Source organism: Gordonia heveisoli, assembly GCF_030315745.1.
In the GTDB taxonomy this organism is placed as follows: domain Bacteria; phylum Actinomycetota; class Actinomycetes; order Mycobacteriales; family Mycobacteriaceae; genus Gordonia.
Window position 1 is genome coordinate 146546 of sequence record NZ_JASXSH010000003.1, and the last position, 19530, is coordinate 166075.

Consider the following 19530-nt stretch of genomic DNA (forward strand, 5'->3'; position numbering starts at 1 on the left):
ACATTTGGCAGGGTAGGGCGCGGTACAGACAGTTTCGGCGGAGTGACACCCGCCGCCCGGTATCCGGGACATATCCGTACCCCCATGATCCCGCCCGAAAGGACCTCAGTTGCCCACCACCGGCCCGTTCGTCATCGGCGACCGCGTTCAGTTGACCGATGCGAAAGGCCGGAAGTTCACGGTCGTCCTGGAAGAGGGAAAGAACTTCCACACCCACCGCGGCGCGATCGCCCACGACGACCTGATCGGGGCGCCGGAGGGTAGCGTCGTCTCGGCCACCAGCGGGACCGAATACCTCGCGTTGCGGCCGCTGCTCGTCGACTACGTGCTGTCGATGCCCCGCGGCGCGCAGGTGATCTATCCCAAGGACTCCGCGCAGATCGTCATGGAGGGCGACATCTTCCCCGGTGCCCGCGTGCTGGAGGCCGGGGCCGGGTCGGGTGCGCTGACCTGCTCGTTGCTGCGTGCGGTCGGCACCGCCGGACAGGTGGTGTCCTACGAGGTCCGCGACGACCACGCCGAATACGCCGTCCGCAACGTGGAGACCTTCTTCGGCGGACGCCCCGACAACTGGTCCCTGACCGTCGACGACCTCGTCAACATCGACCAGGACGAACGCTTCGACCGCATCGTGCTGGACATGCTGGCGCCGTGGGAATGCCTGGACACAGTCCGTACCGTGTTGAAACCAGGTGGAGTGCTAACGGTGTACGTGGCGACCGTCACCCAGCTCTCCCGCGTCATCGAGGCCCTGCGCGAGCAGACCTGCTGGAACGAGCCCCGCGCCTGGGAGTCCCTGGTGCGCGATTGGAGCGCCGTGGGTCTTGCCGTCCGGCCCGAACACAAAATGCAAGGCCACACCGCGTTTCTGATCACCGCTCGGCGGCTGGCCGACGGCACCACGACGCTTCGGCCGCAGCGTCGCCCCACCCGCGGCTGACAAAATCCGTTTACCGCGTGAAACATCGCGAATACGTTGAGAAGTCGCATATTTAACACACCGTCAACACCGGCATCAGCGAGGTGGAGCGCGATCGGGCGACTCTCCCGGTAGCGTGGTGTTACGGCGCAACCATGCCGGTCGAAGAACCGGGTGTTTGCCTGGGGAGAGGAGTCAGCAATGACCGAATCTGACCGTCACGACGCAATTACCGGCGATGCCGGGGATACCACGTCCGGACGCACGGCGAGCCCCCCTGATCAGGGCTCGATCCCGGGATTTCCCCCGGCCGCCGGTGCCACGGAGCGTTCGGGAATCTCCCGCCCGACCGACGTCAAGGATCTCCAGGATCGCGTGGACAGCCTGACCACGCGCAACGCCAAGCTTCTCGACACCCTCAAGGACGCGCGTCAGCAGCTCGTCGCCCTGCGTGAAGAGGTCGACCGGCTCGGCCAGCCGCCCAGTGGCTACGGCGTCCTGCTGGAGATCTATCCGGATGCGACCGTCGACGTGTTCACCTCCGGTCGCAAGATGCGGTTGACCTGCTCACCCAATATTGACACCGATACCCTGCACAAGGGGCAGACGCTTCGCCTGAACGAGGCCCTGACCATTGTCGAGGCCTGCGATTTCGACACCGTCGGCGAGATCTCCACACTGCGTGAGATCCTCGGGGACGGGCAGCGCGCCCTGGTCGTCGGGCATGCCGACGAAGAGCGCGTCGTCTGGCTGGCCGAACCACTGCTCGGCGAACTCGAAGCCGAGGACGGTAAACGCCGAAAGCTGCGTCCCGGCGACTCCCTGCTCATCGACACCAAAGCCGGGTTCGCCTTCGAGCGTGTGCCCAAGGCCGAGGTCGAGGACCTCGTGCTGGAGGAGGTGCCCGACGTCGGATACGAGGACATCGGCGGTCTGGGGCGCCAGATCGAGCAGATCCGCGACGCCGTCGAGCTGCCGTTCCTGCACAAGGACCTGTTCCGCGACTACGCGTTGCGCCCGCCGAAGGGCGTCCTGCTCTACGGTCCGCCCGGATGCGGCAAGACGCTCATCGCCAAGGCCGTCGCCAACTCCCTGGCCAAGAAGATCGCCCAGGTCCGCGGCGACGATGCCAACGAGGCCAAGTCCTACTTCCTCAACATCAAGGGCCCCGAACTCCTCAACAAGTTCGTCGGCGAGACCGAGCGGCACATCCGGCTGATCTTCCAGCGGGCCCGGGAGAAGGCGTCCGAAGGCACCCCGGTGATCGTGTTCTTCGATGAGATGGACTCGATCTTCCGCACCCGCGGTTCAGGCGTGTCCTCCGACGTCGAGACGACCGTCGTCCCGCAGTTGCTCAGCGAGATCGACGGTGTCGAAGGGCTGGAGAACGTCATCGTCATCGGTGCCTCCAACCGCGAGGACATGATCGACCCGGCCATCCTGCGTCCAGGCCGACTCGACGTGAAGATCAAGATCGAACGGCCCGATGCCGAGTCGGCGATGGACATCTTCTCCAAGTACCTCGTCGAGGGCCTGCCGGTCCACGTCGATGATCTCAACGAGTTCGGCGGCGACCGCACCGCATGCCTCAATGCGATGATCGAGCGGGTCGTGGAACGGATGTACGCCGAGAGCGACGACAACCGCTTCCTGGAGGTCACCTACGCCAACGGCGACAAAGAAGTCATGTACTTCAAGGACTTCAACTCCGGTGCGATGATTCAGAACGTCGTCGACCGGGCCAAGAAGTACGCGATCAAGTCGCAGTTGGACACCGGCGCACCAGGTCTGCGGGTCCAGCATCTGTTCGACTCGATCCTCGACGAATTCGCCGAGAACGAGGATCTGCCCAACACCACCAATCCCGATGACTGGGCCCGGATCTCGGGTAAGAAGGGCGAGCGGATCGTCTACATCCGCACCCTCGTCACCGGCAAGAGTGCGGGCGCCAGCCGAGCTATCGACACCGAGACGAACACCGGCCAGTACCTCTGACCGAAAGTCCGTCCCACCTCCGACACGTCGACCGCGTCCACCGACCGGTCGACGTGTCGGATGTGCGAGCGGTCGTCACCGATTAAAGTCAGCGGTGATGAACAGTATCTCGATGACGCGGGGGAGCGTCACGGTCGACGGAACGACGCACCCACTGGGTGAGCGTCCACGTATCACGCTGGGCCGGACGCCCGACAACGACATCGTGGTGAACCACCCCACCGTGTCGCGTCACCATCTCGCCATCGAGTGGCGTGCCAACCGCTGGTGGGTGGTCGACACCGGCAGCACCAACGGCTTCTTCGTCAACGGCCGCCGCGTTCCCGAGTTCGCGCTGCCGGGATCCGTACAGATCCGGGTCGGCGACGTCGCGACCGGACCGTGGCTGAACTTCGCCCTGGCCCCCGGAACCGATTCGAACGGTGGCGGCCGGCCCGCCCCGTCGTCGCGCGGTTTCGGCGCCACTCCGGCGACGCCACCGTCTTCCGGACCGACACCACCGCAGGCCACGCCCGGTTCGGCCCGGATGCCGCTGCGCGTACCCGCGCCGGGCAGCTATTCCCGCGAGCACGGGCTGGAACCGATGCCGCGTGAACTGCGCAACGCCCCGCATCTACAGGCGTTGCAGCAGAACGTTTCTGCCGTCTATCAGATTCCGGGCGGTACCGGCCGTGCCGCTGGAGTAAGCCCAGGCCGCGAGACCATCTCGCTGACCGGGGTGCAGTCGATCGGCCGGACCCCGGACAACGACATCGTCGTCAACGACGTGCTGGCATCGCGCCATCATGCACGGGTCAGCACCGTGTCCGGCGCCTTGACCATCGAGGATCTGAACAGCGTCAACGGCACCTTCGTCAACGGTCGTCGCGTCGGCCGGACCACGCTGACCGACGGTGACGTCGTCACCATCGGTAACAGCGACTTCGTGGTGTCGGCGGGCAAGCTCATCCGCGGGCAGGGCCGCGAAGCCGTGGCCGGCGGTCTGCACGTGCATGGGATCAGCTTGGTCGTCGATGGCGGTAAGCGACTGCTCGCCGACATCGAGTTCTCCGCCAGCCCGGGCACCTTGACCGCGGTGATCGGTCCCTCGGGTGCCGGTAAGTCGACGGTGTCGAAGATCGCCGCCGGACTGAACGCGCCGACCAGTGGTGTCGTCACCTTCGAGAACCGCAGTGTGCACGCCGAATACGATGCGCTGCGCACCCGCATCGGCATGGTCCCGCAGAAGGATGTGCTGCACCACAAACTGACACTGCGGCAGGCGCTGCGCTACGCCGCCGAACTTCGTCTGCCCCCGGATCTGTCGAAAGCCGACCGGGACAACGTGATCAACGGCGTGCTGAGCGAACTCCAGCTGACCGAACATGTCGACACCCGCGTCGACAAACTCTCCGGTGGTCAGCAGAAGCGCGCGTCGGTGGCCATGGAACTGCTCACCGGTCCGTCGCTGCTGATCCTCGACGAACCGACCTCCGGCCTCGACCCCGCCCTGGACCGTCAGGTCATGGCGACGCTGCGCCGCCTGGCCGATGCCGGCCGCGTGGTGCTGGTGGTCACCCACTCGCTGACCTACCTGTCGATGTGCGATCAGGTGCTGCTGCTCGCCCCGGGCGGCAAGACCGCCTTCTGCGGGCCGCCCGATCAGGTCAAGGCCGCGATGGGTACCGACGACTGGGCCGAGATCTTCGCCTATGTCGCCGATCAGCCCGACACGGCACATATGCGCTTCCTCGACCGCAATCGGCGCCGGCCACAGCCGCCACCGCCCAGGCCTGCACCCGGACCGCCGATCCCGGTGCCGCACACCAGCTTCGCGCGACAGTCCAGCACCATCGGCCGACGTCAGATCCGGCTGATCTTCGCAGATGTCGGCTACCTGGCATTCCTGGTGTTGCTGCCCGTGGTACTCGGTCTGCTGACCTTGGTCATCCCGGGCAAGAACGGTTTCGGCATCGCCGGTCCGGATCCGGCCAATCCGAATCAACCACCGAAGGATGCCGGGGAGGCGGTCCAGATCCTGGTCGTCCTGGTCGTCGGCGCCGCATTCATGGGCGCCGCGCTCACCGTCCGGGATCTCGTCGGCGAACGCGACATCTTCGAGCGGGAACGCGCGGTGGGACTCCGCCCGGGTGCCTACCTCTGGGCCAAGATCGTCGTCTTCTTCATCGCTGCCGTGCTACAGAGCGTCGTGATGGTCTCCATCACCTTTGCCCTCCGGAAGAACGGTGTCCCCGACTTCGGCGGACCGCTGACGAGCCCACCGATCGATCTGATGGTCGCGGTTGCCGCGTTGGCATGTGTGTCGACGCTGGTCGGCCTGGCCATCTCGTCGATGGTGAAGTCCAACGAGCAGGTCATGCCGCCCTTGGTGATCGTCATCATGGTGCAACTGGTGTTCTGTGGTGGCCTGTTCAAACTCGATGCCCCCGGGTTGGAACAGTTCAGCTGGATCTTCCCGTCGTTCTGGGGTTATGCGGCGGCCGCCGGTGCGGTCGACCTGCCGAAGATCAACGCCTTCGCACCGCAGGCAAAGGACAACACCCTGTGGGAACCGACGGTGGCTCATTCACTGCTCGCGCTGACGGTGCTGGCTGTGATCGGTGGTCTGCTGGCCCTGCTCACCTATTCGCGCCTACGCCTCAAGAAGACGGCCTGATCCGGGCTTGAACCATCGCCGATGCTCGCCTGCGATCGGCGAGCATCGGCGTCGGGTGGTCGGCCCGGGCGGGGGCGAGCGGAGTTGGGGCTAACCGGAATTTGGGCTAACGGCGGTCAGGCGGACTGTTCGGGGTAGCGCACCAGGCCGGCCTCGGCGACGTCGCTGAGACCGGGGTGGGTGGGCAGTACCCGCACCGTGTAGCCCAGCAGCCCCGACGAGCGCGGGCCGAGCACCGCGCTGAACACCGTGCGCCCCGCGGCGTCCGGCTCGGTGGCCGCGGTCATTGACGCGAACGTGGGGTCGATGAGGTCGCCTTCGTCGCCGACTCGACCGAGCACGGTCTGCACCAGCACATCCGCCGGTGTCAGCTCACCGAGCGCGACGTGGGCGGTGACGCGCAGTCCGTCGGCGGTCTTCTCGTCCTCGACCCCGGCGATCAGCACCGCCGACCAGCCCGTATCGAGCTTGTTCCGGTAGTCGGCCAAATCGGCGGCCAGGGCGTAGTCGTCCGCGCACGCCGCGGCATAGGACTGTGCGGCCGGAGCGTACAGCGAGGTCGTGTAGTCGCGGACCATTCGTGACGCCAGCACCTTAGGGCCGAGTTCGGCCAGCGTGTGCCGCACCATCTCCACCCATCGGGCCGGGATGCCGTCGGCGCCACGGTCGTAGAACAGCGGGATCACCGACTCCTCGAGGAGCGAATACAGCGCCTGCGCCTCCAGGTCGTCGCGGCGGTTCTCGTCGGGGACGCCTTCGGCCGACGGGATGGCCCAGCCGTTCTCACCGTCGGCCATCTCGTCCCACCAGCCGTCGAGGATCGACAGATTCAGGCCACCGTTGAGGGCGGACTTCATCCCCGACGTGCCGCACGCCTCCATCGGACGCACCGGATTGTTCAGCCACACATCGCATCCGGCGTAGATGTCGCGCGCCATCGAGATGTCGTAGTCGGGCAGGAACACGATCGAATTGCGCAGCTCGTGGTCCTCGGTGAACCGGACCATCTCCTGGATCAGTGCCTTGCCGCCGTTGTCCGCGGGGTGGGCCTTACCGGCGATCACCAGCTGCACCGGCCGATCCGGATCGGTCAGCAGTCGACGCAGCCGCTCCGGATCACGCAGCATCAGCGTCAGCCGCTTGTAGGTCGCGGCCCGGCGGGCGAACCCGATCGTCAGTGTCCCCGGGTCGAAGATGTCTGCGGTCCAGCCCAACTCGGCGTCAATGTACCCGCGTTCCAGGGCACTGGCGTGAGCTCGCCTGCGCACCTCGTCGACCAGCTGGGCGCGCAGATCGTTGCGGATGCCCCACAGCTGCGGCGCCGCCAGCTTCGCGTACACATCGCCCGCCGAGTCCTCGTCGGGCGCCAGTTCGCGCCACGGCCGCGCGACCCACGTGAAGCCGTGTACACCGTTGGTCACCGAACCGATCGGCACCTCCGCGGCGTCGAAACCCGGCCACATGTCGGCGAACATCTGGCGGCTGACCGCCCCGTGCAGCATCGATACCCCGTTGCTGCGCTGACCGAGGCGGAATCCCATATGCGCCATGTTGAACACGTCGGGGTCGGCCTCATCGCCCAACTCGAGCACGGTGGTGGCGTCGAGTCCGCCCAGCAGCCGGGAGCGACCCTGGTCGTCGGGGTCGAGGTAGTAGCGGACGAGATCGGTGGGGAAGCGGTCGATACCCGCGGGTACCGGGGTGTGGGTGGTGAACACATTCGAGGCGCGCACGACGTTCTCGGCGCTGTCGAAGTCCAGGCGGGCCGAACCGCTGACCAGTTCGCGGATCCGTTCGACACCCAGGAATCCCGCGTGCCCCTCGTTCATGTGGAACACGGTCGGCTCCGGGCGTGCGGTGATGCGCACGAATTCACGTAGCGCGCGGACACCGCCGATGCCGAGCAGGATCTCCTGTTTGATCCGATGGTCCTGGTCGCCGCCGTACAGGCGATCGGTGACCGTGCGCAGTTCCTCGTGATTGAGTGCGATGTCGGAGTCGAGGAGCAACAGCGGTATCCGCCCGACCGTGGCCACCCACACCTGGGCGTGCAGCATGCGCTGCCCCGGCATGGCGACCGAGATGATGACCGGGGAGTCGTCGGCGTCGGTCAGCAGCGTCAGCGGCAGCGCGCCGGGGTCGTTGACCGGATAGCGCTCGATCTGCCAACCGTCCCGCGACAGGCTCTGCCGGAAGTATCCGGAGCGGTAGAACAGACCGACACCGGTCAGCGGAAGTCCCAGGTCCGACGCCGCTTTCAGATGATCGCCGGCCAGGATGCCGAGGCCGCCGGAATAGATCGGCAGCACCTCGGTGATGCCGAACTCCATCGAGAAGTAGGCGATACCCGCAGGTAACGCGTGACCGTCGTCGCGGAAGGTGCCGAACCACTGCGGCGCATCGAGGTATTCGTCGAGTTCGGTCCGCAGCGCACCCAGTCGCGCGCAGAACCCGGCGTCGGTGGCCAGCTGTGTCATCCGCGCCGGGTCGACTTCGGCGAGCAACCGCAGCGGATCACCGCCGACGGCCCAGCGTTCGGGATCGATCTGCGCGAACAGGTCCTGCGTGGGCGTATGCCACACCCAGCGGAGGTTGTTCGCGAGGATGGAGAGGTCGGTCAGTTGCGGTGGCAGAGGGACGCGAACGTTGAACCGCCGGAATGCTTTCACAGGTCCAGACGGTACCCAGTCGGACGCCGCTCGGCGACCGCTGCGCGCCGTCGGACGGTCCGCCCTCTAGGCTCGTGGCATGCAGCGAATCATCGGGACCGAAGTCGAGTACGGCATCTCCGCACCGGGCGACCCGACCGCGAATCCGATCATGACCTCCACCCAGGCCGTGCTGGCGTATGCGGCGGCTGCTGGTGTTCCCCGCGCCAAGCGCACACGCTGGGACTATGAGGTCGAATCACCGCTGCGTGACGCCCGCGGGTTCGATCTCGGCCGCGGATCGGGGCCGGCCCCGATCATCGATGCCGACGAGATCGGCGCCGCCAACATGATCCTGACCAACGGTGCGCGCCTCTACGTCGACCATGCGCACCCGGAGTATTCCGCGCCGGAGGTGACCGATCCGCTGGATGCGGTCATCTGGGACAAGGCAGGCGAACGGGTCATGGAGGCCGCGGCCCGGCACGTCGCCAGCGTGCCCGGCGCACCCCGCCTGCAGCTCTACAAGAACAACATCGACGGTAAGGGCGCCTCCTACGGCACCCACGAGAACTACCTGATGAACCGGGACACGCCGTTCACCGCGGTGATCAGCGGACTCACCACCTTCTTCGCCTCCCGCCAGGTTATCTGCGGGTCCGGACGTGTCGGTATCGGCCAGTCCGGCGACGAGGCGGGCTATCAGCTGTCGCAGCGCGCCGACTACATCGAGGTCGAGGTCGGCTTGGAGACCACGCTCAAGCGCGGAATCATCAACACCCGCGACGAACCGCACGCCGATCCGGAGCGGTATCGCCGCCTGCACGTCATCATCGGCGACGCCAACCTCGCCGAGACCGCCACCTATCTGAAGGTCGGCACGACCGCCCTGGTCCTGGACCTGATCGAGGCGGGTGAGGACTTCTCCGACATCGAACTGGCCCGGCCGGTGCAGGCCGTACACGCCATCTCCCACGACCCGACACTCACCGCGACGGTCGCACTCACCGACGGCCGCGAGCTGACCGGTCTGGCCTTGCAGCGCGAATACCTCGACCGGTGCAGGCGGTTCCACGATCGAGAACATTCCGACGACCTGCGCGCCGCGCATGTCCTGGACACCTGGGCCGACGTCCTCGACCGCCTGGAACGCGATCCGATGGAATGCGCCGACATCCTCGACTGGCCGGCCAAGCTGCGCATTCTGGAGGGTTTCCGCCAACGCGAGGGTCTGGGGTGGTCGGCGCCGCGTCTGCAGCTGATCGACCTGCAGTACTCCGACGTCCGCCTGGACAAGGGTCTGTACAACCGGCTCGTCGCCCGCGGGTCGATGAAACGCCTGGTCGATGAGAATCAGGTGCTCGCCGCGATCTCGGAGCCCCCGTTGAACACACGTGCGTACTTCCGCGGGGAATGTCTGCGCCGATTCGGGGCCGACGTCGCCGCCGCGAGCTGGGATTCGGTGATCTTCGATCTCGGTGGGGACTCCCTGGTACGCATCCCCACCCTGGAGCCGCTGCGCGGCACTCAGGCCCACGTCGGCAGACTGCTCGACTCGGTCGATTCGGCAGCCGAACTCGTCGCACAGCTCACCAACTAGCGTGGCGGTCGGCGGACGCCGTTTCGTCCGCTTCGTTTCGTTCCCCACCGGCGGGCGCCTCCACCGGTAGTGTGGGATTACACGATTCCCTGGGGATTCGTCCGAAGCGTCACCGGCCCGAGTTGTCGTCGGCGACAGGCGAAGAACCCGCGGGTGGCCCGCGAGGGGCCGATCGGTCAAAGGAGGCAGCAGATGGCGCAGGAACAGACCAAGCGCGGCGGCGGCAGCGGCGACGACGAGGGCCTCGGCCCCGACGGTTCGGCCGGACAGGAACGCCGCGAGAAGCTTGCCGACGACACCGACGACCTGCTCGACGAGATCGATGACGTGCTCGAGGAGAATGCCGAGGACTTCGTCCGCGCCTACGTGCAGAAGGGTGGCCAGTGAGCGACGGTTTCGCCTCGTCCTCGAACTCGTCCCGACGATCCGGATTGTCACTCGGAGCTGACATCTCGTCGTTCACCGATTACCTACGGCAGCATGCGCCGGAGCAGTTGCCGCAGGCGCGTGCCGAAGCGCTCGGCGGCTTCGCCGGCACGACGCCGGACATCCCGCACGGCACCACCATCGTCGCGGTGTCCTATCCGGGCGGCGTGGTGTTGGCCGGTGACCGGCGGGCGACCATGGGCAATCTGATCGCGACCCGCGACGTCAAGAAGGTCTACGTCACCGACGACTACTCCGCGGCGGGTATCGCCGGAACCGCGGGTATCGCGATCGAGATGGTGCGCCTGTTCGCGGTCGAACTCGAGCATTACGAGAAGATCGAGGGTGTCCCGCTGACCCTGGACGGCAAGGTGTCGCGCCTGGCGTCGATGGTCCGCGGCAACCTGGGTGCCGCGATGCAGGGTCTGGCGGCCGTCCCGCTGCTCGTCGGCTACGACATCGACCACGACGACCCCACCGAACGCGGTCGGATCTTCTCCTTCGACATCGCCGGGGACCGGCATGAGGAGTTCGGCGGCTACCAGGCGATCGGATCCGGGTCGGTGTTCGCGAAATCCTCGCTGAAGAAGCTCTACCGCGATGACCTCGATGCCGAGCAGGCACTCGCGATCGCGGTGGAGGCGCTCTACGACGCGGCCGACGACGATTCGGCGACCGGCGGTCCCGACATCGTGCGCAAGATCTTCCCGCTCGCGGTGACCGTCGACGCCACAGGTGCCCAGGAGGTGGAACGCGACGCCATCGAACGTGCGGCAGTTGCCGTCATCGAACGTCGCGGAGCCGAGCACGGGGGAGATGAATAGATGACGTTCCCGTATTACGCCAGCGCCGAACAGATCATGCGCGATCGTTCGGAACTGGCCCGCAAGGGCATCGCGCGCGGACGCAGCGTGGTCATCCTGACTTACGCCGATGGTGTGCTGTTCGTGGCCGAGAACCCGTCGAACACGCTGCGTAAGACCAGTGAGATCTATGACCGCATCGGTTTCGCCGCGGTCGGCAAATACAACGAGTTCGAGAGTCTGCGCAAGGCCGGGATCCAGCTGGCCGACATGCGTGGGTACAGCTACGACCGCGCGGATGTGTCCGGGCTGTCGCTGGCCAACACCTACGCCAATGCGCTCGGCAGCGTGTTCACCGAACAGGCAAAGCCCTTCGAGGTCGAACTGTGCGTGGCCGAGGTCGCCCGGCCGGGAAAGCCGCGGCCGTCACAGCTGTACCGGATCAGCTATGACGGGTCGATCACCGACGAGACCCGTTTTCTGGTTATGGGTGGCACCACCGAGCCGATCGTCGCGGCCCTGCGTGAGAGCTATGAGCCGGATCTGGATCTGGCCCGGGCGGTCGGCATCGCGGTCGACGCGCTGACGACACCGGCCGAGGGCGCCAACGGGGCCACCGCCGAACGTCGGGCGCTGGCCGCGAGTGATCTCGAGGTGGCGACCCTCGACCGCACCCGGCCGCGGCGGGCGTTCAAACGGCTCGCCACCGCGGCCGTGGAGGCGCTGCTACCCGCTCCGCCCGCCGAAGATGCCCCCGAAGATGCCGCCGCAGACGCGGATTCGGACGAGAACGCCTCGGCGGGTGGCGGTCCCGACGCGAGCGACTCGTAATGTCTCGGCACCGTCCCCACGGACACACTCGCGGGTAGGGTTGGACGGATGCAGCGTCGAATCATGGGCATCGAGACCGAGTTCGGTGTCACGTGCACCTTCCACGGTCATCGTCGGCTGAGTCCGGACGAGGTCGCACGCTACCTGTTCCGGCGGGTGGTCTCGTGGGGCCGGTCGTCGAACGTGTTCCTGCAGAACGGCGCTCGCCTCTATCTCGACGTGGGTTCGCATCCGGAGTACGCCACCGCCGAATGCGACAGTCTCATCCAGCTGATCAACCACGATCGGGCCGGTGAACTCGTTCTGGAGGATCTGCTCGTCGACGCCGAACAGCGGCTCGCCGACGAGGGGATCGGCGGCGACATCTATCTGTTCAAGAACAACACCGACTCGGCGGGCAACTCCTACGGCTGCCATGAGAACTATCTGGTGGTGCGTGCGGGTGAGTTCTCCCGGATCTCCGATGTTCTGCTGCCCTTCCTGGTCACCCGCCAGCTGATCTGCGGCGCGGGCAAGGTCCTCGCCACCCCGAAGGCGGCGACGTTCTGTCTGTCCCAGCGCGCCGAACACATCTGGGAGGGGGTGTCCTCGGCGACCACACGGTCTCGGCCGATCATCAACACCCGCGACGAACCGCACGCCGACGCCGAGAAGTACCGGCGCCTGCACGTCATCGTCGGCGACTCGAACATGTCCGAGATGACCACACTGCTCAAGGTCGGCTCGGCGACGCTCGTCCTGGAGATGATCGAGTCCGGGGTGGCCTTCCGGGATTTCGCTCTGGACAACCCGATTCGGGCGATCCGTGAGGTGAGCCACGACCCGACCGGCAGCCGTCCGGTCCGGTTGGCCGGGGGACGCCAGGCCAGCGCCCTCGACATTCAGCGCGAATATCACGCCCGGGCCGTCGAACATCTGGTCAACCGCCGACCAGACCCGGAGATGGATATGGTCGTCGACCTGTGGGGCCGGATGCTCGACGCCGTCGAACGCGACGACTTCAGCAAGGTCGACACCGAGATCGACTGGGTGATCAAGCGCAAGCTGTTCCAGCGCTATCAGGACCGGTACTCGATGGAGCTGTCGGACCCGAAGATCGCCCAGCTCGACCTCGCCTACCACGACATCAAGCGTGGCCGCGGCGTCTTCGATCTGCTGACCCGCAAAGGTCTGGTCACCCGAGCGACCACCGACGAGGCGATCGCCACCGCGGTGGACGAGCCGCCCCAGACGACGCGCGCCAAACTGCGCGGTGACTTCATCTCGGCGGCGCAGAAGGCCGGACGGGACTTCACCGTCGACTGGGTGCATCTCAAACTCAACGATCAGGCCCAGCGGACCGTGCTGTGCAAGGACCCGTTCCGCAGCGTCGATGAGCGCGTCGATCGCCTGATCGCATCCATGTGACAACTAGGCTGGCCGGGTGGCTACCGCGAAAGTCGAGCGACTCCTCAACCTGGTGATCTGCCTGCTGTCCACCCGCCAGTTCGTGACCGCCGACTACATCCGGCGCAATGTCGCCGGATACGCCGACGACGGGCAGTCGGACGAGGCGTTCAACCGGATGTTCGAGCGCGACAAAACCGAGCTGCGCGAGCTGGGCATCCCGCTGGTGACCGGGCGATCATCGATGGCGGCCGGTGCCGACGGTTACCGGATCAACCGCGACACCTACGAGTTGCCCGACATCAGCCTCGACCGCGAGGAGGCCGCCGCGATCGCGATGGCGGCAGCGCTGTGGGACACGCCGGAGGTGTCGACGATCTCCAAGACCGCCGTACTGAAGCTGCGCGCGGCAGGGGTGGACGTGCGCGCCGACGACGAACTCGAGATCACCGCGGCGTCGGCGGCGCGATCGATGGGTTCCGAAGTGGTCATCGGTGGCCTGCTCAACGCGATCGACGCCGGGCAGGCGGTCGAATTCACGCATCGCCCGGGATCGGCGGTGGCCTCGTCGACGCGCACCCTCGAACCCTGGGGCGTGGTCACCCACCGCGGACGCTGGTATGTCGTCGGACATGATCGCGACCGGGCAGCCACGCGGACCTTCCGGCTGTCCCGCATCTCCGATATCCGGCCGATCGGGGAGCCCGGTTCGGTCGTCGTGCCGGCCGGCACGGACCTGCAGTCGGTCGTCTCCGCCGCCGTCGACACCGCGGCGGGTGCCGACGGGCGGATCGCCCGGGTCTGGGTCGCGGCGGGGCGGGCCGCCGGTCTGCGCAGGCTGGCCACCGACAGCGAACCCGGTGACGCCGACGGCGATCCCGGCGACGTACTCACCATCGAGATCCGGTCGCTGTCGACGCTGGCCCGGATGGTGCTCGGTGCCGGGCGCGATGCGGTCGTCCTGGATCCGCCGGAACTGAGGTCAACGGTGATCGACGCGCTCGACACTCTCGTCGGGGTGGATATCTGATGGCCGGCGCGCAGCCCACCAGACTCAGCCGCCTCCTCGCGATGGTGCCGTATTTCCAGGCACATCGGGGGATCTCGATATCCCAGGCCGCGCAAGACCTGGGGGTCACCCCCAAACAGCTCACCAAGGACCTCGAGCAGCTGTTCGTCTGCGGATTGCCCGGTTATTACCCGGACGACCTGATCGAGTTGGAGTTCAGCGAGGGGCATGTCGACGTCGGGTTCACCGCGGGGATGGACCGGCCGCTGCGTCTGACGACCACCGAGGCCAGCACACTACTGGTCGCTTTGCGCGCACTGGTGGACACCGCCGGTCTGATCGATCGCGATCCGGCGCAACGAGCGATTGCGAAGATCGAGGCCGCCGTCGGGTCGGCGCTACCCGCGCTGGCCTCCGCCGACGGTCCGTCGGCGGCCGCCGAGGTGCCCACCTATACGACGATCCGCGACGCGGTGCGGCGTCGGCGGGCGATCCGGCTGCGGTACTACTCGGCCGGGCGGGACAGCGTGGCCGAACGTGTGGTCGATCCGATCCGGCTGCAGGTGATGGACCAGCACACCTACCTCGAGGCGTGGTGCCGGTTGTCCGACGGGGTCCGGCTGTTCCGATTCGACCGCGTGGACGAGGCCGTCGAACTCGACGAGCCCAGCGCGCCGCCCGCCGACGCCGTCGACCGGGTGGCGCCGACACTGCCTGCCGACAATCCGGATCTGCCGACCGTGGAGATCGAGGTCGACGCCGATCACCTGTGGGTGCTCGATTACTACCCGGCCGATCCGATCGCCGACCCGACACTTCGAGCGACCGGCGACCCGGTGCGTGCACGGCTTGCGTACGGGTCCCCGGAGTGGCTGCACCGCTTCCTCCTCGGGTTCGGTGGCGGTGTGCGGGTCGTCGGGCAGCCGACGACGACCGCTACGGTTCGTGATGCGGCGATGGCCGCCCGGACCCGATATCGGTGACAGCTGATCCGGGTCCGATGGCCCGCATCCGGTCCCCGCGCGCGACCGCGAGCGGGGTACGATCGACTACAAGACCTATCGGGAGGTAGACATGGGCGCGTTGTCCTGGTGGCACTGGCTGATCGTGGCGCTGGTCGTGGTGGTGATCTTCGGTTCCAAGCGGTTGCCGGACGCCGCTCGCGGGCTGGGTCAGTCACTGCGCATCCTCAAGAGCGAGGTCAAGGAGATGCAGAAGGACGACTCCCCCCAGCCGGAGTCTCCTCAACCGACCTCCCGCGAACTTCCGCCGTCGGCGCCGAACGGCACGACCGGCACCACCGAAGAGAACGTCAAGAAATCTGCCTAGCAGTTTCGACGTTCCGATCCCTCACCGACAACCGTCAGCGCAGGGCAGCTGAGTGCGCATCCCGTTTGATCCCCGATACCGCAAACGCAAGCTGAACCCCGACGGCACTATGCCGCTCGTGGAGCATCTGCAGGAATTGCGGACGCGCATCCTCATCTCCACGGCCGCGATCGTGGTCACCACGATCATCGGATTCGTCTGGTATTCCCACGGGTTCCTCGGCATCCCGTCGCTCGGCGATCTGTTGCGCGAACCGTATTGCGATCTACCAGCTTCGTCGCGGGCGACGCTCACCGCCGACGATTCGTGTCGCCTGCTGGCCACCGGGCCGTTCGACCAGTTCATGCTGCGCCTGAAGGTGGCGCTGACCGCCGGTGTGGTGTTGGCCTGTCCGGTCTGGCTGTATCAGCTCTGGCAGTTCATCACTCCAGGTCTACACAAGAACGAGCGACGCTATGCGAGCAGTTTCGTCACCAGCGCCGCCGTGCTCTTCGTCGGCGGCGCGGTCCTCGCATATCTGATTGTCTCCAAGGCCTTCCACTTCCTGCTGACCGTCGGCAACGACGTCCAGGTGACCGCGCTGGCCGGTGACCAGTACTTCAACTTCATGCTGCACCTCCTGATCATCTTCGGGGTCAGCTTCGAGTTGCCGCTGATCATCGTGGCGCTCAACCTCATCGGTGTCCTCAGTTATGCGAAGCTCAAGGCGTGGCGGCGTGGCCTGATCGTGGCGGTGTTCGTCTTCGCCGCCATCGCCACGCCGGGTCAGGATCCGTTCACGATGATCGCCCTTGCCGGAGCACTCACGGTGCTCATGGAGGTAGCGATGCAGTTCGCCCGGTTCACCGACAAGCGCCGGGCACGCAGGCAGAGCGAGTGGGCTTCGGTCCCCGACGATCAGGCGAGTCCGCTGCCCCCGGTCTCCCCACGACCGACCGCGTCACCCATCGACGGCGTCGGCGCGAGCACTGCGCGGTCATCGACCCGTGCACCCGAGACCTTCGACGACGTCCTGTGAGCGAACTCGATCGATTCGCCGAGCGGCTGGATTTTCGGCTCGACGACTTCCAGTCCCGCGCCTGTCTCGCGTTGCAGGCGGGCCACGGCGTGCTGGTCTGCGCACCGACTGGCGCAGGGAAGACGATCGTCGGCGAGTTCGCCGTCCACCTCGCGCTCGCCTCGGGCGGCAAGTGTTTCTATACGACGCCGATCAAGGCGCTCAGCAATCAGAAGTACGCCGATCTCGTCGCGGTGCACGGCCGCGAATCGGTCGGGCTACTCACCGGCGACAGCTCCATCAACGCCGACGCACCGATCGTGGTGATGACCACGGAGGTCGTGCGCAACATGATCTACGCCGAGTCACCCACGCTCGCCGGGTTGTCCTATGTGGTGATGGACGAGGTGCATTTCCTGGCCGACCGGTTCCGCGGTGCGGTGTGGGAGGAGGTGATCCTCCATCTCGAGCCGACGGTGCGGGTGGTGAGTCTGTCGGCGACGGTGAGCAACGCCGAGGAGTTCGGCGACTGGATTCAGACCGTTCGCGGGGATACCGCGGTGATCGTCGACGAACACCGGCCGGTGCCGCTCAGTCAGCACATGCTCGTGGGCTCGCGAATGTTCGACCTGTTCGAGAGTGGTCCGACTCCCGAACCCGGGCGCACGCGACCCCAGGTGAACGACGAGCTGAAGCGTTTCATCCGGCATCGGATCCTACTCACCGAGGACAGCGGCGGGGGACGTCGATCCGGTCGCGGCCGCGCCGCCCCGCGCCGCCGGGGTCCCGCGTTGTCCCGCCCGAATCTGGTTGCCCGGCTCGACAGCGAGGGACTGCTACCCGCGATCGGGTTCATCTTCTCCCGCGCCGGATGCGACGGGGCGTTGGCCCAGTGCCTGCGTTCGGGCCTGAGCCTCCTGACTCCACCCGAGGTGGTGGCCGTCGACGAGATAGTCGATCGTCATTTCGCCGAACTCGCGCCGGGCGATGCCGAGGTGCTGGGTGTCGACGAATGGCGTGAGGGTCTGCGACGTGGGTTCGCCGCCCACCATGCCGGGCTGCTGCCCACTTTCCGCCACACCGTCGAGGAACTCTTCGTAGCCGGACTCGTCCGCATGGTCTTCGCCACCGAGACGCTCGCCCTGGGCATCAACATGCCGGCCAGGTCGGTCGTTCTCGAACGCCTCGTGAAGTACAACGGTGAATCCCATGTCGAACTCACGCCTGGCGAGTACACGCAGCTGACCGGACGTGCCGGCCGACGCGGTATCGACGTCGAAGGTCATGCGGTGGTCGTATGGACCCCCGAGGTCAACCCCGATGTCGTGGCCGGGCTGGCCGGCGCTCGAACTTTCCCGCTGCGCAGTTCCTTCGCACCGGAATACAACATGGCCGTCAACCTCATCGGTCGTCTCGGGATGACCGGTTCCCGGGAGTTGCTGCATCGCTCGTTCGCACAGTTCCAGGCGGACCGATCGGTCGTCGGCCAGGCCCGCAAGGTCGATGACGCGTACCGGGCGCTGCGCAAACTCGACGTCGAACTGGCCGGGGCGGCACAGCGGCGCGGTCTGGAACCCGGCGAACCCATCCCGGTCGACCAGGCGCGGGAGGCGGATGACTTCGCCGGCTTCCTCGGCTACGTCTCCCTGCGGGAGGCGATCCGCCGGCGGGAACGCGACTTGAAATTCGCCCGCCGGATCAACACGCATGACGCGATCGTCGCGGACCTGGCCGCACTCAAACGCGGACATGTCATCGGCATACCGAGCGGCAGGCATCGGGGCATCGCGGTGGTGCTCGAACCCGCCTCGCAGGCGCTCGATCCCAAACCGCTGGTACTCGCCGAGGATGCGTGGTGCGGCCGGATCGGGGTGCGCGACTTCGTGAATCCGCCAGAGATGCTCGGCAACATGCGGGTGCCGAAACATGCCGACCGCCGCACCGGCCGGGGTCGGCGTGACCTGGCGTCGGCGCTGAGGTCGACGGGCCTGGAGATATCGCGCGGACGCACCAAGAAGCGCGCCGATGCCGCCGATGATGCCGAGCTCAACGGCATGCGTGCGCAGTTGCGCGCCCACCCGGCCCATCAGTTGCCCCCGGCCGACGAGCTGTTCCGGCTGTCTGAACGTCGTAACCGGCTGGTGCGCGACATCGTCAACGCCGAGCGGGTCATCGGTGACCGCACCTCGACCCTCGGCAACACCTTTGACCGGGTCGTCGGTGTGTTGGCCGAACTGAACTACCTCGAGCCGGATCCGGCTCGGTCCGGCGATATGCGGGTGACCGAGGCGGGAGCGCTGTTGGGCCGCATCTACAGCGAGAGCGACCTGGTCGTCACCGAATGTATGCGGGCGGGTGTCTGGGAAGGCCTCGCACCACACGAATTGGCCGCGGTGGTCGCCGCCCTCGTCTTCGAGAGCCGACGCGACAGCTATGCCGGGGCCGACACCCTGCCGGGCAGCGCAGCGCTGCGTACCGCGATGACGAAGACGATCTCGGTGGCGGCGGCCGTCGCCGCGCTCGAACGCCGGCACCAGGTGGATCCGACCCGGGATCCGGACACGGGGTTCAGCGTGGCCGTCTCCCTGTGGGCCGCGGGCCGATCGCTGACCGAGGCGCTGGCCGCGGCCGGTGAGCGAGGTCAGCTGCTGTCGCCGGGCGACTTCGTCCGCTGGAACCGTCAAGTGATCGACCTGCTCGAACAGATCCGGCAGGTGGTCGGTGCCGATACCGGGCTGGGTGCTACCGCCCGTGCAGCGGTGAACTCGATCCGGCGTGGCGTGGTGGCGGTCGAACTCGGCTGATCCGCTCAGTCATCCGAGTGCCCGAAACCGGCGATCGGCTACGGGTCCTCGTCGGGTCACTGAGGTAACCTTCAGCAGAAGAACGGTGCGCCGAGCCGGTGAGCCTCGCCGTGCCGAGCAGCGGTAC

At 66.8% G+C, this 19530-nt stretch carries 14 protein-coding genes; 13 read left to right on the forward strand and 1 reads right to left on the reverse strand.

Annotated elements, in window-relative coordinates:
* Nucleotides 1–109: 109 nt before the first annotated feature.
* The 3 genes from QSJ18_RS03980 (at nt 110) to QSJ18_RS03990 (ending at nt 5570) form a co-directional block, all read left to right on the forward strand.
* Nucleotides 110–940 carry a tRNA (adenine-N1)-methyltransferase gene (locus QSJ18_RS03980; RefSeq protein WP_286324953.1) on the forward strand — a complete coding sequence of 277 codons (831 nt, stop codon included), beginning with the start codon at nt 110–112 and terminating at the stop codon, nt 938–940.
* A gap of 180 nt (nt 941–1120) precedes the next feature.
* Nucleotides 1121–2914 carry a proteasome ATPase gene (gene arc / locus QSJ18_RS03985; protein WP_286324954.1) on the forward strand — a complete coding sequence of 598 codons (1794 nt, stop codon included), beginning with the start codon at nt 1121–1123 and terminating at the stop codon, nt 2912–2914.
* A gap of 97 nt (nt 2915–3011) precedes the next feature.
* Nucleotides 3012–5570, forward strand: a complete 2559-nt coding sequence (locus tag QSJ18_RS03990; protein ID WP_462475979.1) for an FHA domain-containing protein — start codon at nt 3012–3014, stop codon at nt 5568–5570.
* A 116-nt stretch (nt 5571–5686) separates the two neighbouring features.
* On the opposite strand, the gene glgP is transcribed toward QSJ18_RS03990, so the two are convergent.
* On the reverse strand, nt 5687–8239 hold the full coding sequence (gene glgP / locus QSJ18_RS03995) for an alpha-glucan family phosphorylase (RefSeq protein ID WP_286324955.1): 2553 nt from the start codon (nt 8237–8239) through the stop codon (nt 5687–5689).
* Nucleotides 8240–8318: 79 nt separating this feature from the next.
* On the opposite strand from glgP, the gene dop reads away from it, so the two are divergent.
* The 10 genes from dop to QSJ18_RS04045 all read left to right on the forward strand — a co-directional run bounded on the left by dop (nt 8319) and on the right by QSJ18_RS04045 (nt 19403).
* Nucleotides 8319–9818 (forward strand): depupylase/deamidase Dop, encoded by a 1500-nt coding sequence (dop, locus tag QSJ18_RS04000; protein WP_286324956.1) that lies wholly within the window; start codon nt 8319–8321, stop codon nt 9816–9818.
* A 192-nt stretch (nt 9819–10010) separates the two neighbouring features.
* Entirely contained in the window at nt 10011–10205 is a 195-nt protein-coding gene (locus QSJ18_RS04005) for a ubiquitin-like protein Pup (protein ID WP_286324958.1), read from the forward strand.
* The gene (prcB, locus tag QSJ18_RS04010) at nt 10202–11068 is read left to right on the forward strand and encodes a proteasome subunit beta (protein WP_286324959.1); all 867 of its coding nucleotides are present in this window, start codon (nt 10202–10204) and stop codon (nt 11066–11068) included. Before QSJ18_RS04005 ends, prcB begins: the two co-directional genes overlap by 4 nt.
* Nucleotides 11069–11878, forward strand: coding sequence for a proteasome subunit alpha (gene prcA, locus QSJ18_RS04015; RefSeq protein ID WP_286324961.1), 810 nt, complete (start codon nt 11069–11071; stop codon nt 11876–11878).
* A 48-nt stretch (nt 11879–11926) separates the two neighbouring features.
* Nucleotides 11927–13285, forward strand: coding sequence for a Pup--protein ligase (gene pafA, locus QSJ18_RS04020; protein ID WP_286324962.1), 1359 nt, complete (start codon nt 11927–11929; stop codon nt 13283–13285).
* A 16-nt stretch (nt 13286–13301) separates the two neighbouring features.
* On the forward strand, nt 13302–14294 hold the full coding sequence (locus tag QSJ18_RS04025; RefSeq protein ID WP_286324963.1) for a helix-turn-helix transcriptional regulator: 993 nt from the start codon (nt 13302–13304) through the stop codon (nt 14292–14294).
* Nucleotides 14294–15256: a WYL domain-containing transcriptional regulator gene (locus tag QSJ18_RS04030; protein ID WP_286324964.1), complete on the forward strand. Its 963-nt coding sequence runs from the start codon at nt 14294–14296 to the stop codon at nt 15254–15256. The genes QSJ18_RS04025 and QSJ18_RS04030 overlap by 1 nt, the downstream gene beginning before the upstream one ends.
* A gap of 91 nt (nt 15257–15347) precedes the next feature.
* The gene (tatA, locus tag QSJ18_RS04035; RefSeq protein ID WP_286324966.1) at nt 15348–15602 is read left to right on the forward strand and encodes a Sec-independent protein translocase subunit TatA; all 255 of its coding nucleotides are present in this window, start codon (nt 15348–15350) and stop codon (nt 15600–15602) included.
* Nucleotides 15603–15654: 52 nt separating this feature from the next.
* Nucleotides 15655–16620, forward strand: coding sequence for a twin-arginine translocase subunit TatC (gene tatC, locus QSJ18_RS04040; RefSeq protein ID WP_286324967.1), 966 nt, complete (start codon nt 15655–15657; stop codon nt 16618–16620).
* Nucleotides 16617–19403: a DEAD/DEAH box helicase gene (locus QSJ18_RS04045; RefSeq protein ID WP_286324968.1), complete on the forward strand. Its 2787-nt coding sequence runs from the start codon at nt 16617–16619 to the stop codon at nt 19401–19403. Before tatC ends, QSJ18_RS04045 begins: the two co-directional genes overlap by 4 nt.
* Nucleotides 19404–19530 lie beyond the last annotated feature (127 nt).